This is a genomic window from Erwinia sp. B116, assembly GCF_002865965.1.
Lineage (GTDB): Bacteria > Pseudomonadota > Gammaproteobacteria > Enterobacterales > Enterobacteriaceae > Erwinia.
Genome location: NZ_JRZZ01000001.1, coordinates 11,894 through 26,751, shown reverse-complemented (window position 1 = coordinate 26,751; position 14,858 = coordinate 11,894). Strand labels below are relative to the sequence as shown.

The window sequence follows — 14,858 nt, the reverse complement described above, 5'->3', positions numbered from 1 at the left end:
GCATCAGATGCCTGCGTCAGTTCTGAATGATTTCAATCGTATGAACTTTTCCGTCATCCATCAGCGGGATTCTGTCATCCGCGAGGAGGATGCCATCCAGAGTAACCTGATAGCTTACCTCGCCACGTGAAACAGTAATGTGATACAGACTGCTGCCATGCTGATAAGTCATGCTAAATGACGGCCAGCTGTCCGGCAACAGAGAGTGAACGGTAAGGGAATTACCGTAACGTTTTATCCCCAACAGCTCTTCTGTCAGCAGACGGTACGCCCAGCCTGCGGACCCGGTATACCAGCTCCACCCTGCCCGACCGGTATGCGGCGCGACGCTGTACACATCAGCACTCATGACATAGGGCTCCGCTTTATATCTCTCCACGCCTTTGGCATCCAGCGTGTGGTGTATCGGGTTGATCGCAGACCAGAGTTGCCACGCGCGCTCTGCATTCCCCATTCGGGCAAATGCCATCACGGCCCAGATGGCTCCATGGGTATACTGCCCGCCGTTTTCCCGCACGCCCGGCAGATAACCCTGTATGTAACCGGGATTCGGTCCATGACCGTCAAATGGAGGGGAAAGCAGCTTAATTAACCCGACATCGGTATCGACCAGGTGCTTGTCCAGCGCCTGCATCGCCTTAACGGCGCGTTCAGGATCGGCTGCCCCGGAGAGAACGGACCAGCTTTGCGCGATGGCATCAATCCGGCAGTCCTGCGAGTCTTTGGATCCCAGAGGCGTGCCATCGTCAAAATAGCCACGCCGGAACCACTCGCCATCCCAGGCGGCGGCATTGAGATTTTTCTGCAGGCGCAGCGCCTCCATACGGCACAGCGACGCAACATGTTCATCCTGCCGCCGCTCAGCGAGCGCCGCGAAACGCTGTAAAATGTCGTACAGGAAGAATCCGAGCCAGACACTCTCCCCTTTACCGTCGATGCCGACCCGGTTCATCCCGTCATTCCAGTCGCCCGCACCCATAAGCGGCAAACCATGCTGGCCAAACCGTAGCCCGTGCTTAATCGCCTTAACGCAGTGCAGCCAGAGCGTCTCTTCGGTGTGGCTGATGAGCGGCGTATCGTAAACGGACTCCTCGCCTGGCTGGAGCTGGCGCCCTTCCAGCCAGGGGATGCATTGTTCCAGTATCCCGGTATTCCCGGACGTTTCGACGTAGTGACAGACCGCGAGCGGCAGCCAGAGATAATCATCCGAACAACGCGTCCTTACGCCGTTGCCGTGCGGAGGATGCCACCAGTGCTGCACATCGCCCTCAATAAACTGCCTGGAGGCGCACAGCACAATCTGGTCGTGCAGTCGTTCCGGCGCGCTGTGGCTCAGCGCCAGCGTATCCTGAAGCTGATCGCGAAAACCAAACGCGCCGCCGGACTGGTAATAACCACTGCGGGCCATCAGACGACAGGCCATCGTCTGATACAGCAGCCAGCCGTTAACCAGTAAGTTAACGGTGCTATCCGGGGTGTTGACCACGATGTTATCAAGCATGCGGTGCCAGTGTTGGTGAACGGCGTTAAGCTCCCGGCGAGCGTTATCCTCATCCAGATAGCGGGCAAGCACCGTCTGCGCCTGGGCAGAATTTTCCTCGCTGCCGAGTATAAAAATAAAGGTCTTTTGATCGCCATCAATCAGGGTAGTGACAGACTGGATTGCGCCGCACGGATCGAGACCGGCGCCCACGTTACCTGACAGCCTGCGTAGCTTCATGGCGGCTGGGTTTTGCAGAGAGCCGTTGCGGCCAATAAACTCGCGGCGGTCGGCCGTAAAGGAACCATGGGGGTCGTTGACGGCGAAAAATGCGGTGCGCCCTTCACCGCTAGCGCCGTAAAAGTTACTGGCCATCACGCTGCTACCACCCGGCACGCTTACCGCATGCGTCACAATGTGGGGGGCTGAACGCGTGCGCGATTCGCCAAGCGTCCACTCCACGTACCCTGTGACCGATAGCTGCCGCGCACGGCCCGAATTATTACTGAGCGTCAGAATCGCCAGCTTAAGCGGGGCATGTTCGGCGACCAGCACCGTCAGCTCACTGTCTATCCCGCTCTCGCGGTGGGCGAATACGCTGTAGCCAAAGCCATGGCGGGTCAGATAATCGCCGCGCCCGCGTACGGGTAACGCAGTGGGCGACCAGCACTCGCCGCTTTCTTCATCACGAATATAAAAAGCTTCACCGCTGCGGTCGCTTACCGGATCGTTTTCCCAGGGCGTCAGGCGGTATTCATGGGCGTTCTCGCACCAGCTGTAGGCCTGTCCTGCTTCAGATATCACGCTTCCAAAACAGGCGTTTGCCAGCACGTTTGCCCAGGGAGCAGGCGTCGGCTGGTTTTCCTTCAGGACAATCTGATACTCCCGACCATCTTCAGAAAATCCGCCATGACCGTTGAAATGTCGCAGCCTGTCGGTCTCTGGCGTCCAGTCCGTGTGTTGATTACTCCCTGCCGCGCTGCCCGGCACAAAAGGCCTGAGCGTTTTTTTCGACGAGTGGATCCGCTGGTTAAGCTGCTCGTTAAGACCGCCGGCACGATCGTCGAGATACAGACAGGCCACACTCATTAACAATTGCTTATCATCGGCAGACAGATGCTCGCCGTTACGCACAAAAATCCCGCCCGATTTATCCAGCATGCTGGCTTCTGAACCGGCATAGATTAGATCCATAATCTGCGTCTGCAACACCTGCTGGTAGCCGCCGGGGCTGTTATTGAGGATAACAAGATCCACCTCCAGCCCTTTCAGCCGCCAGTAGCGATGCGCCTGAATCAGCGTGGTGACGGAGGCCATACTCTCCTCGCTGGCGGCGCTGAGCAGCACAATCGGCAGATCGCCTGAAATAGCCCAGCCCCACAGCGCGGACTGACCGCGCCTGTTCCGGCTGATGACCTCGCCGTCGGCGCGTAATTCCTGGCTGGGATAAAGCACCGCGCTGGCGAGACGGTTAAACAGCGTGGCGTCATCTTCGCTGGCGTTCATCTGCCGTAACACCACCAGACTGTGCGACCAGGCCAGCTCAAAGACGCGCTCGGCAATCGGGTAATCGCGGTATTTTTCCAGCAACGCCAGGCTGTGCTGACGGCTCTCGCTGATGCCATAAATGATATCAATGGTTACCGGCACTCCTGGCAGGAGCGTCACGGTGTGGCGTATTGCCAGGATGGGATCCAGCACCGCACCCGACGTATTGCTGAGCGGCCCGTTTTCATGGGCAGCAGCGGCATCAGCCGGACTTCTGCCCCTGCCGATAAACTTAGCCCGGTCGGTTTCAAACGAGGCGCCTGCGCCGTTATCGCCATGTACGACCATCATGTGAAACAGGTACGGACTCGGTTCATCCGGCGAACGCGGACGCCGGTGGCACAGAATAGCGTCCCGGCCTGGGTCAATCTCAGTTTCGATAAATAAATTGCTGAACGCCGGGTGTGCCAGATCGCTGGCCTCTGGGGCCATCACTACTTCGGCGTACGTCGTCAGTTCAAGCGTTCGCGGCAGTCGCCCACGGTGTACCAGGGTAATCCGCCGCAGCTCTATGTCATCTTCCGGAGAGACCACAACCTGCGTTCTGATGCTCAGAGTGCCGAAGGTGCGCCTGAATTCCGCGCACGCGTCGGTGAATATCATCTCATCGTTGCCGTCAGCGTGTCCGCCCACGGGGTGCCAGGTGTTGCTCCAGACCTCATCCGTAAGCGGGTCGCGGATATAACAGAACGATCCCCAGCAATCACGGGTCGTGTCGCTGCGCCAGCGGGTAAGGGAAATCGAGTTCCAGCGGCTGTATCCGCCGCCGCCCGGCGTCATCATCAGGTGGTAGTGTCCGTTGGATAGCAGCTGTACCTCGGGCGTCGGGCTGTCCGCACGGGTGAAGACTCGCGGCTCATAGCGCACCGGTTTCACCCTCCCGTCGTGGGATTCAAAATGACGGCGGGGACTGTAGAGATCGACCACATCCGGTACGCGCTCCTGGAGCAGCAGGTTTGCCGACATAAAGGCAGGGCTCGCCATAAATCGAGCGGTCATCGGAGCGTCCAGCAGAAGATGCGCCAGCGCCTGAAATCCCATGCCCTGATGATGTGCCATCCACGATTGCACCACGGCGTACAGTTGCCCGGTAGCAAGCCGTGATGGCGTATAGTCCAGCGCTTCATAAAACCCATATTCGCCGCGCGCACCGCTCTGCTCCAGCCTGAGCAAGTTTTCGCAGGCCTTCTGCGGAGAAACCAGCAGCGCCAGCAGCGTAGCGTACGGCGCGACGACCATATCGTCGGCAAGCCCCCGACGCAGACCCAGGCCGGGTACGCCAAATGCCTGATACTGATAATTGTGTTGAACATCAAAGGCATGATAGCCGGACTCAGAGACGCCCCACGGCACGCCGCGCTCCTTGCCCCAGTGGATCTGGCGCATCACCGCGGATTTGCTCATCTTATCAAGCAGACTGCCGTGCCAGGCCGGCATCACCAGATTCGGCATCAGATATTCGAACATCGAGCCGCTCCAGGACATCAGCGCGGTTTCATTATCGATGGTGGTGAACAGCCTTCCGAGCGCGTACCAGCTTTTCATCGGTAGCTGATTCGTTGCGATGGCGACAAAGCTGGTCAGACGGATTTCAGAGGGCAGAAGGTCATAGTGGCTTTTGTCGGCCGTATTCGTGTCACGGTTAAATCCGACGCTGAGCAGGCTGGTCGCTTCGCTGTAAAGAAACGCAAAATCCATACGCGCATGGTCGCTCAGCCGCTGTTCAAGCTCGCCGATCATATCCAGCCGCAGGCGGGCGTAGGTAATAACCGATGCCGGAGGCGTCCCTTCACCTGCGCAGGTCGCGCCCGCCAGCCAGCTCAGCGTCGGCAGCGTCTCGCCGCAGTACGCCGGGGGTAACCAGCCGAGCAGATGCGACCATTCATGGCAAAGTTCGACCAGCTGTTGCTCCAGACGCTCCGTCCAGCGCACCACAAGGTGCCCCTCCTGCCGACACGCGCCGGTGAGATGGTTGCACTGTGCGCGCATATTTTTAAGCGCGTCATACAGTCGCCCCAAAGGCAGCGCCGCCGCACTGGCGCACTGACTGCGCAGCAGTTTCAGCGCACCGGGGGCACCCGGCCCCCAGTGTTTTTCCAGAAGGGAAAGCGTATCGTCCAGGCCGGCTAATATCCTTTCGCCGTTCAAAACCGGCTGATTACGCATGCCTGACACCCCTTCACGCAGCGTCAGCAGATGTCCGGCCATGTTGCCGCTGTCAACGCTTGAGACGTAGCGCGGGCTGAGCGGCGCAAGCGTACGGGTGTCATACCAGTTATATAAATGACCGCGGAAGTGTTCCATCTTATCCAGCGTGTCCAGGGTCAGCATGATGCGCTGCAGCACGCCGCCGCCGTGCAGATAGCCAAAGTCCCAGGCCGTCAGGTTAGCCAGCAGAGAGAGGCCAATGTTGGTGGGTGACGTACGATGCGCGACCGCAGGCTGGGGGATTTCCTGATAATTGTCAGGGGGGAGCCAGTTCTCTTTCGCCGTGGCAAACGTTTCAAAGAAGGCCCAGATTTCCCGACTTGTCTGCCGCAGCAGCTGTTTCTGTTGCTGATTCGGCAAGGAGGCCTTACGGACAGCCGGCTGGCTCAGCCAGCTCATCAGAAGGGGTGTCAGGCACCACGTGACGCCGATGGCTATCGCGATGGTCAGCAGCAGCGGTGCAAAAACAGACGTCAGAGCCGTAAGCGCCAGACCGCAGGCGACGTTCAACCACATAGCCCGACAGAAGCCCAATGCAGAGACGTTATTCTGGCCGTTATCCGGGCTATGGCTTACCCACTGGGTGAGATTGCGCTGGCTTACGCCAAGACGCCAGAGCGTAACGCCGATCGCATATATCGAGTAACCGGCTTCGTGCGGCATTATCACCACGGTCAGCCCGATACGGGAAACGCGCTTCAGTGCTCCGGCTGCGACCAGCATCAGATGCTGCCTGAAGGGACGGCGAAGCGGTTTATGCAAGAGATCCCAGACGATGCTTAACGCCGCAGGCAGCAGCAGTATCAGCATCAGCACGCCAAGCCAGTACTGCGGATTGGGGACCCACAGCAGCGTGCTAAACAGCAACAGCAGGAAGGAAGGCGCCACCAGGCTGCGTCGCAGATTATCAAATAACTTCCAGCGGGAAAGCGCGGAGAGCGGATTTTTATCCCTGGTTCCGTCTGCTTTTCTCACCCAGAGCCTGAGCCAGTTGAGTAATTGCCAGTCCCCGCGGATCCAGCGCGTACGGCGCGCGACGTCGGAGAGATAATCATTCGGATACTGTTCGTAGAGTAAGACTTCGCTCAACAGACCGGAGCGAGCGTAGCAACCTTCCAGCAGATCGTGGCTGAGAACGAGATTTTCCGGGCAGACGTTGGCGGTGGACTGGACAAAAATATCCACATCATAAATACCTTTGCCAACGAACGATCCCTCGCCGAAGAGGTCCTGATAGACATCGGAAGACATCATCGAGTAGGGATTATTACCCGGCACACTGCTGCGCAGGGCGGCGTAGCGTCCTTGCCCGTTTCGGGGCATCTCCTCCGCCAGGCCGGGCTGTAAAATCCCGTACCCTTTAATGACTCTCTGGCGCGTCGGATCGTATTCTGGCTTGTTCAGCGGGTGCGCCATCGTGGCCACCAGTTTATGCGCGGTATCGCGTGGCAGGAGCGTATCGCTGTCCAGCGTGATCACGTATTTAATCTGTCCGGGTAACATGTGCGGGGGCAAGCCTGCAGCGCTTGAAAACTGTGCTCCCGGCTGGCGTAACCAGCTGTTCAGCAGCGCTAGCTTGCCCCGCTTGCGTTCATACCCCATCCATATCCCCTGTGTATCGTTCCATTCGGGCTGGCGGTGCAGTAAATAAAAGCGAGGCCGGCTGCCGGGGTAGCGCCGGTTAAGCTTTTGCGTCTCTGCAATTGCCTGGCTTAACAGGGCACTGTTTTTACGGGTATTTTCGGTTAATGAATCAGCAAAATCGGTGAGAAGCGCGAAGCAGAGATGGTCATCCTGATTACCCAGGCAGCACACTTCGAGACGAGTGAGAAGCTTGCTGAGGCCTTCATGGCTTGTCAGCATGCAGGGGATCGCCACCATGGTGGCATACTCAACAGGAATGCCGTCTGAAAAGTCCATCCGCGGCAGAGGGCTGGGGATGCGAAAACGCGTGGTTGCTTCGCTGAGCATATCGCTCACCAGCTGGCTGACAGCAACAATAAGAGGAAACGCCAGCGGTATCAGCAGCCAGGAGATCGCCTGCTGCGCCGTCTCATACAATACGGCGGCCGTAACGGCCGTGGTTAAAAGGCTTATGCTGCCGAGCCATGACAGCAGGGGCAGTTTGTTTAAACTCTGTCGCAGCCGTTTGATACCCGACCTCTCAGCCGACAGTAACTCTTCGAGCTGCGCGCGCCCCTCTCCGAGCAGAAAATAACCAATGTGTCGGTGCGCAGTGTCTGCGGCCATTTCACCAGACAGTGACAGCACGCGGTTTGCGACTTCCGGTTCACTGAAACGACTCTCTCTGGCCAGCGTCTCGATCACGTGGCGGTAATGGTCCCGGGTATCGAAGTGCATACGGGAATAGATACCCGCAGGATCACGACGTAACGTCTGCTCCACTACGCTGATGCTCTCGGCGAACTCCGCCCAGTTTGTTTCACTCAGCAAGCGCAAACCGGCAATGCTGTTGCTGACGGAGAGCTGGCTGGCAGCAAGCTGCTGATTGAAGCGATGAATCAGAGCCTCAGTCGTCACTCCCTGCGCGGCAAGACGTTGTTCAACCCAGCTAAGAGGAAGCGCCAGCGCGTTGCCATGTCCCTGCAGGCGGCGGACCAGCTCTGCGACAAAAGCGCTACTCAGCGGAGGATGAGAACGCGCCATGTCGGCGATAACCATGATTACGTCGGCGGGGGTATGCTCAGCACATTCAAAAATTCGCGTTACCCACGTATCCGCAAGGCTGCGTTCCTGCTGTGCCTGAGCCACCTCGCAACTCACCCGGCGCAGGTTTTCAATCAGCGCCAGACGCAGCATGCCCGGCAGAGCCCAGACTTCCCCCAACGTCAGCGGCGTTAGCTGTTGATAGGCGGTGAGATAGCTGGTCAGACTGGCGGTATCCCAGCGCCCGTCGCCATGGGCGATGGCCTCTGAGGCGATATCATAAATTCGCGGACATTGATGAGGAATGGCCAGTGCCGGAAGACCTTTACCGAAGCTTTTCGGCAGGTGCTGGCGAACCATGCGGATCTGCTCTTCAATCAGATAGTAGTTGTCCAGCAGCCACTCGCCTGCGGGCATGATACTGGTTTTTTTACCGGCGTTGAGTGCGTAACAGCTTTGTGTAATCACCGCCTCATTGTCACTGAGTCGCTTAAGCAGGTAGTACGGTAGTTTGTCGCGGGACAACTTATGTGTACGAGCCAGCCTTTGGCCGAAACGCTCCAGCTGGGGCGTTGAAAATAACTCCGCTCGTAAGCCATTTTCAGCTCCCGTATCGTTTGCCGGGAACGGCACGCGTTCGCCATCTTCGGGCAGAATGCGAGCGCGCTTAAACCACGCTACAGGTTTCATTTTCATCGGGTTGCTCTGATTCGACGTTAACGTGCAGGAGCAGTTGCGAAATCAGTTCAGAAATGTTCTCTCAGGATGGGCGTAAGGCATCAGGGACTGAACAGCTGCTGGTATTTTGTTCAGTATAGAACATTGGTTATGAAGCCAGTACGGCGATGTACCGAGACGTCCAGTGCGGAGACAGCTTCGTCGCAAATCACCAGCCGCGTGCAGACGATCGGCCCCGTGCAATACTGACGCGCTACTAGTTACAACATTCTAATCGCATAATTAACCCCACGCGGAACACTCACCACCTGAAGTTAACCTTCATTTACAACGTACAGTTCGGCTTAAAACAGGCTTCAACAGGTCTTGCGGCCTGTTTAAGCCAAATCACTCCGTGCGTCGATAACTCTCTTGCTCTGCTGTTTTGGCCTGTTCATTCAATACATACCCCCAAATGAAATCCTTTATTCCCCCCGCCGATTGCCGTAAAAAGAGGGATTCACTTAGGATATCGCTTAGTTTCGGAGCTTACCATCGCCAGCGCTGACCGCCTCACTTCGCTAATCACAGTCAAACGGCTCGCGGCACTGACCGCCGCCGCGCTGTTGTTAACCAGCTGCTCCTCTACCCCGCCGCGTTCGCTGGTGACGCCGCCGCCGACGGTGGTGGTTAAGCCTCCGCTGCCGGTCAACCCCGCGCCGATGCAGGGTCCGCTGCGCGGCGTATGGCTGGCGACCGTCTCGCGGCTGGACTGGCCGCCGATCGCCTCGGTTAACGCCCGCCCTGAGCAGCGCATTCGCCTGCAGCAGCAGGCGCTCATCGCTAAGCTGGATAAGCTGAAGGGGCTGGGGATTAACGCGGTATTCTTTCAGGTAAAACCCGACGGCACCGCGCTGTGGCCATCTGAGATCCTGCCGTGGTCCGATATGCTGACCGGGCAAATCGGCGAGGATCCGGGTTACGATCCGCTGCAGTTTATCCTCGATGAAGCGCACAAGCGTGGCATGAAGGTACATGCCTGGCTCAATCCGTACCGGGTGTCGGTGAATACCAAAGCCTCAACCACCGCCGAGCTGAACCGCACCCTGTCGCAGCAGCCGGCCAGCGTGTTTGTGCTGCACCGCGACTGGATCCGTATCTCCGGCGAGCGCTACGTGCTGGACCCGGGCATTCCGGAGGCGCGTGACTGGATCACCAGCATCGTGGCGGAAGTGGTTTCCCGCTATAACGTCGACGGCGTGCAGTTTGACGACTACTTCTACGCCGACTCTCCGGGTTCGATGCTCAACGACAGCCAGACCTTCAGCCGCTACGGTCAGGGGTTTGCCAGCAAGGCGGACTGGCGTCGACACAATACCCAGCAGCTGATCGAACAGGTGTCGCGTACCATTAAGCAGCTGAAGCCGGGTGTCGAGTTTGGCGTCAGCCCGGCCGGGGTGTGGCGCAACCTGTCGCACGATGCCGCCGGCTCCGATACGCGCGGCGCGGCCGCCTATGATGAATCCTTCGCCGACACCCGCCGCTGGGTACAGAGCGGGCTGCTCGACTATATCGCCCCGCAGATTTACTGGCCGTTCTCGCGTAAGGCCGCCAGCTACGGCGTGCTGGCCAACTGGTGGGCCGAAGTGGTGAAACCGACCCGTACCCGCCTCTATATCGGCGTAGCGCTGTATAAGGTCGGTGAGGCCTCAAAGGTAGAGCCAGACTGGACCCTCGGCAACGGCGTACCGGAGCTGAAAAAACAGCTGGATATGAACGAGTCGCAGCCGCAGATCGACGGCACCATCCTGTTCCGCGAGAACTACCTGAACCTGCCACAGACGCAGAGCGCGGTTAACTACCTCAGAGACCGCTGGGGAAGTGGAAAATAACAGAGCGTCTTCACGTTATTCATGGTTAAAGCGTTGTCGATGCTGGCTGGGCGTCACACCCATTATTTTGCGGAAGACCTTGCGGAAGGCAGAAGCGTCGGTATATCCCACTTCCCAGGCAATCACATCGACAGCCTGCCCTGTAAGCTCCAGCGCGTCTCGCGCTTTCATTATCCGCACCTGTTGCAGGTAATCCGTCGGCCTTAATCCCGTAGCTTTCTGGAAATGGCGGAGAAAGGTGCGTGGTGACAGTGACACCCGTTCTGCCATCTTTTCAATACTGTGCTGCTCGGAATAGTGGGCATGCAGATGATGCTGGATAAGTAAAATCTTGCTGTCACCATGCTCGAAATCAGGGATAAAAACGCTGTAGGGACTTTGTTCACGCCTTGGGGGATCGACCAGCAAAAATCGGGCGGTGGCAAGCATTGTGCCCGTTCCTGATATTTTCTCGATCAACGTCAGCCCCAGATCTATCCAGGCCAGGATCCCGCCAGCGGTAATTATATCGCCATCGTCGATGACCATTTTTTCCGCTACCACGTCAATCGCTGGGAAACGATCGGATAATGCCTGCGCAAAAGCCCAGTGCGTTGTTGCGCGACGGTGGTTAATCAACCCGGTTTCGGCCAGAACAAATGCACCGGCACAAACCGAACACAGCGTGACACCCTTGTTATAAAGTGTATTCATCCAGTCAGCGGGCACCTTCATTGAAGTCATCAGTGCTGGCATCACCAGGCTTGGCGGCGCAATCAGATAGCTCATACGATGGGGTTCATCCGGATGGCTGTCCCAGACACATTCCACGGTATTAGCGCCTTCAGTAACCTGCCAGTGCGAAACCCGTATCGCCCGTTTACGCTCCTCTCCGGAAATGCTCATAGCCCAGTCAGCGGCGATCCTGAACATATCGGTCAGGCCGTACACTGCGGCGAGTTGGCAGTCCCGGTAAATCAACACACCGATTTCAGCTATAACCGTGCTTTTAACAGAACTGAGATTTGTCATTTTCAACGCTTATAATGTCATATATGACAAGTGTAACGCCTCACGTAATGCCTGACAATCATGTTCAACAAGTCATCACCGCGATGGCCTGAAAACTGTAAAGGAGCGCATATGTCAGGCGCAGAAATAGAAAAGTTAAAAATTTCACGGCGTAACCTTTTGATCCTCGGCAGCACGCTGTCGGCAGGTATTGGGCTCTCTCACTCATCCCTCGCCCAGGGCATAACATTTTTATCATCACCTTCAGGAGATATCCCTATGAGCAACGGCATCATTACTACCAAAGACGGCACCCGAATTTTCTACAAAGACTGGGGCCCGAAGAGTGCACAACCTGTCGTCTTCCACCATGGCTGGCCGTTAAGCGCTGATGACTGGGACAACCAGATGTTGTTCTTCCTATCTGAAGGTTTTCGCGTAATAGCCCACGACCGCCGTGGCCACGGACGTTCCGATCAAACCGATGCAGGTAATGATATGACGACCTACGCAGCAGACGTGGCCGAACTTGCCAGGACGCTGAATCTGAAGAACGCCATTCATATCGGCCACTCTACCGGCGGCGGCGAAGTGGCGCGTTATGTCGCACATGCTGAAAAAGGCCGGGTCGCAAAAGCGGTTTTGATCGGTGCTGTCCCCCCAATCATGTTGAAAACAGCCGCCAATCCGCAAGGTTTACCGTTAACGGTATTTGACGGTTTCCGCTCTGCTCTGGTCGCAAACCGTGCGCAATTCTATATGGACGTGCCGGCAGGCCCATTTTATGGTTTTAACCGCCCTGGCGCGAAAGTCAGCCAGGGATTGATAAACAACTGGTGGCGACAGGGAATGGCTGGCGGCGCTAAAGCGCAATATGACTGTATTGCCGCGTTCTCAGAAACTGATTTTACTGAGGACCTGAAAGCCATCACCGTTCCGGTATTAGTTATGCATGGTGAAGATGACCAGATAGTGCCGATTGATGACTCCGCACATAAGTCAGTCAAACTGTTGAAACAGGGCACCCTGAAAACCTATCCCGGTCTGCCGCATGGTATGTGCTCGACCAACCCTGAAATAATTAACCCTGACTTGCTGGCTTTCGCCAGGCGTTAAACATTGCAACCCCGGAGGATTAGCGGTAATCACCTGATTCTATTAGCCGTCTGTTAAACCTGGCATCCTGCTTCGGGGTCAATAATGCCATCGCGTTGAATAACATCAGACTTGCTATGCGGTCAGGTGTTGTTGTGCAGCATGCTCAACGGGTGAACCCGTTTGTCAGGCCACCCGCAACCGTTTCTGCCAAACCCGCCCTCATTTACCCGCAGTTATGTTATTCATGGCTGCGGATATTTCATAAAGTATTCAGCCACTCCGTTAAGCTGGTTGTTAACGGGCAGCCCCCCTGAAGGGCTTGCCGCGCGCCCATTTCTGCCGTTATGCCGCCATCAAAAAGGATCACGCCATCATGAAAGTGCAAAAAATCGAACAACCCGCCGCTATCCCCGCGCTGGATCCGCAGGGCAGCATTGCCGGACTGCCCGGCTCACCGGAAATTAAGCTGTTCGGGCTGGAGAAAACCATTCCCGGCACCAGCGGCATTGATACCGGCATTTTCGAGTGCGGGCCGGGCAGCTATCGCCGTGGGGTTAAGCAGGCGGAAGTGATGCACTTTCTGTTCGGCAGCGGATCGTTCACCCCGGACGGGGAAGAGACGCTGACTTATAAAGCCGGTGACACCTTTTTCTTTGAGGCCAACACCGAAGGCACCTGGGTGATGGAAACGCAGATGCGCAAGCTGTACGTGATTTTTGACGTGAAATAAGCGCGGGGCTGGCTGTTCCGGGGGTGAAGCAGCGGCCCCCGGGGTTCATACTCCTCTGTCCGCTCACCATTTACAGACCACCGCTACCCGCAACGCCCGGACGCTGCATATCCGACCCACCCTGTGCCACGCCCTTCCGTCAGGTCTTTCTTTCGGGTTTTCCTTGCTTAATCGCCCGGGCACTTCTGGCCTGGTCCGCTGAGATCTCCATCAGCCGTCGGAAATTCGGGCATTCAAAATGGCTGGGCGCACCGCAGTCCGCCACGTGGCGCAGAGTGTCGCGCAGCGCCGTCAGCTCAAGAATCTGATTATCCAGCTCGTCGGCGCGGGCGTGCAGCTTATCCCGCGGCAGTTCGCTCACCCCACCGCGGCCAAACAGGCCGCCGATCTCCTGCAGCGAAAATCCCGCCGTTTGCCCCATCGCAATCAGCCGCAGCTGTAACAGTACCTCGGGCGCGTACTGCCGCCGCAGGCCGTGGCGCGCTACCGCGTGAATCAGACCGCTTTTCTCATAGTAACGCAGCGCGGAGGGGCTCATCCCGGACTGCGCCGCCACCTCGGCAATATCGAGTAATTTCATACTTGACCTCAAGTCGACTTCAATTCGTAGACTAACGTGACACCCCGCCTTTAACAAGAGAATGTCCCTATGACTCAGATCACTCCTTCCGCCCCACCGCTAGCCTCTGCGCGACTCACTACCGCGCTGGTGCTGGCGATGCTGCTGGCGTCGCTCGGCACCAGCATCGCCAATATCGCCCTGCCGGTGCTGGGGACGGCGTTTGCCGCCCCGTTCTCTGCGGTACAGAGGGTGGTGGTGGCCTACCTGGCGGGATTAACCGTCGCCGCGGTGTATGCCGGGCGGCTCGGCGATCGCTTCGGGCTGCGGCCTATGCTGGCCACCGGGCTGCTGCTGTTCGCGGCGGCGTCTCTGCTCTGTAGCCTTGCCAGCCAGCTGTCGCTGCTGGTGCTGGCGCGGCTACTGCAGGGCATCGGGGCCGCCTTTATGATGACGTTGTCGATGGCGCTGATGCGCCAGACCAGCACGGCCGGGCGGCTCGGCCGCAGCATGGGGCTGATGGGCAGCGTCTCCGCGCTGGGAACGGCGCTCGGCCCGGCGCTCGGCGGTCTGCTGCTGCCGCTGACCGGCTGGCGCGGGCTGTTCTGGATGCCGCTGCCGCTGGCGATCGTCGCGCTGCTGCTGCTGGTCGCCCTGCCGGGTCAACCACCGGCGGGTCGAAGCGCATCGCCCGGCCTGCGTCAGGTGCTGGACCGCGCCATGCTCAACACCCTGGCGGTGAATCTGCTGGTGGCGGCGGTGATGATGACCACGCTGGTGGTCGGCCCGTTTTATCTGAGCCAGGGGCTGCGGCTGGCGGACGGCCAGGCGGGGATAGTAATGGCGGCCGGGCCGTTGATCGGCATGTGCTGCGGCGTGCCCGCCGGGCGGCTGGTCGATCGGTTCGGTCACCGCTACACGCAACGGCTCGGGCTGACGCTGATGGCCTGCGGGACCCTGCTGCTGGCGTTCACCGGCGCGGCCGGCGGGGTGGCCGGCTATCTGCTGGCGATCATGATCCTTACGCCG

General features: G+C 58.1%; 7 protein-coding genes. 4 read left to right on the top strand and 3 right to left on the bottom strand.

Features of this window, described 5'->3' with window-relative positions; translation table 11 throughout:
• Positions 1 to 16: 16 nt before the first annotated feature.
• Positions 17 to 8,599: a glycoside hydrolase family 94 protein gene (locus NV64_RS00090; RefSeq protein WP_101505013.1), complete on the bottom strand. Its 8,583-nt coding sequence runs from the start codon at positions 8,597 to 8,599 to the stop codon at positions 17 to 19.
• A gap of 515 nt (positions 8,600 to 9,114) precedes the next feature.
• On the opposite strand from NV64_RS00090, the gene NV64_RS00085 reads away from it, so the two are divergent.
• Positions 9,115 to 10,452: a glycoside hydrolase family 10 protein gene (locus NV64_RS00085; RefSeq protein ID WP_369878846.1), complete on the top strand. Its 1,338-nt coding sequence runs from the start codon at positions 9,115 to 9,117 to the stop codon at positions 10,450 to 10,452.
• A gap of 15 nt (positions 10,453 to 10,467) precedes the next feature.
• Here NV64_RS00085 and NV64_RS00080 read toward each other — a convergent pair whose 3' ends face one another.
• Entirely contained in the window at positions 10,468 to 11,463 is a 996-nt protein-coding gene (locus tag NV64_RS00080; RefSeq protein ID WP_101505011.1) for a GlxA family transcriptional regulator, read from the bottom strand.
• Positions 11,464 to 11,721: 258 nt separating this feature from the next.
• Here NV64_RS00080 and NV64_RS00075 point away from each other — a divergent pair, with 258 nt between their 5' ends.
• Both NV64_RS00075 and NV64_RS00070 read left to right on the top strand, forming a co-directional pair.
• Positions 11,722 to 12,558 (top strand): alpha/beta fold hydrolase, encoded by an 837-nt coding sequence (locus NV64_RS00075; RefSeq protein WP_101505010.1) that lies wholly within the window; start codon positions 11,722 to 11,724, stop codon positions 12,556 to 12,558.
• A gap of 355 nt (positions 12,559 to 12,913) precedes the next feature.
• The gene (locus NV64_RS00070; RefSeq protein ID WP_056238459.1) at positions 12,914 to 13,270 is read left to right on the top strand and encodes a cupin domain-containing protein; all 357 of its coding nucleotides are present in this window, start codon (positions 12,914 to 12,916) and stop codon (positions 13,268 to 13,270) included.
• A 139-nt stretch (positions 13,271 to 13,409) separates the two neighbouring features.
• On the opposite strand, the gene NV64_RS00065 is transcribed toward NV64_RS00070, so the two are convergent.
• Entirely contained in the window at positions 13,410 to 13,850 is a 441-nt protein-coding gene (locus NV64_RS00065; protein ID WP_056237905.1) for a helix-turn-helix domain-containing protein, read from the bottom strand.
• A gap of 69 nt (positions 13,851 to 13,919) precedes the next feature.
• Here NV64_RS00065 and NV64_RS00060 point away from each other — a divergent pair.
• Positions 13,920 to 14,858, top strand: a 939-nt coding sequence (locus NV64_RS00060) for an MFS transporter (RefSeq protein ID WP_199177597.1), incomplete at its 3' end; no start/stop codon positions are given.

Bases quoted from the DNA above. Each gene is read 5' to 3' on its own strand.
- NV64_RS00075 (WP_101505010.1), top strand. From the start codon at position 11,722: ATGAGCAACGGCATCATTACTACCAAAGACGGCACCCGAATTTTCTAC.
- NV64_RS00065 (WP_056237905.1), bottom strand. From the start codon at position 13,850: ATGAAATTACTCGATATTGCCGAGGTGGCGGCGCAGTCCGGGATGAGC.
- NV64_RS00080 (WP_101505011.1), bottom strand. From the start codon at position 11,463: ATGACAAATCTCAGTTCTGTTAAAAGCACGGTTATAGCTGAAATCGGT.
- NV64_RS00070 (WP_056238459.1), top strand. From the start codon at position 12,914: ATGAAAGTGCAAAAAATCGAACAACCCGCCGCTATCCCCGCGCTGGAT.
- NV64_RS00090 (WP_101505013.1), bottom strand. From the start codon at position 8,599: ATGAAAATGAAACCTGTAGCGTGGTTTAAGCGCGCTCGCATTCTGCCC.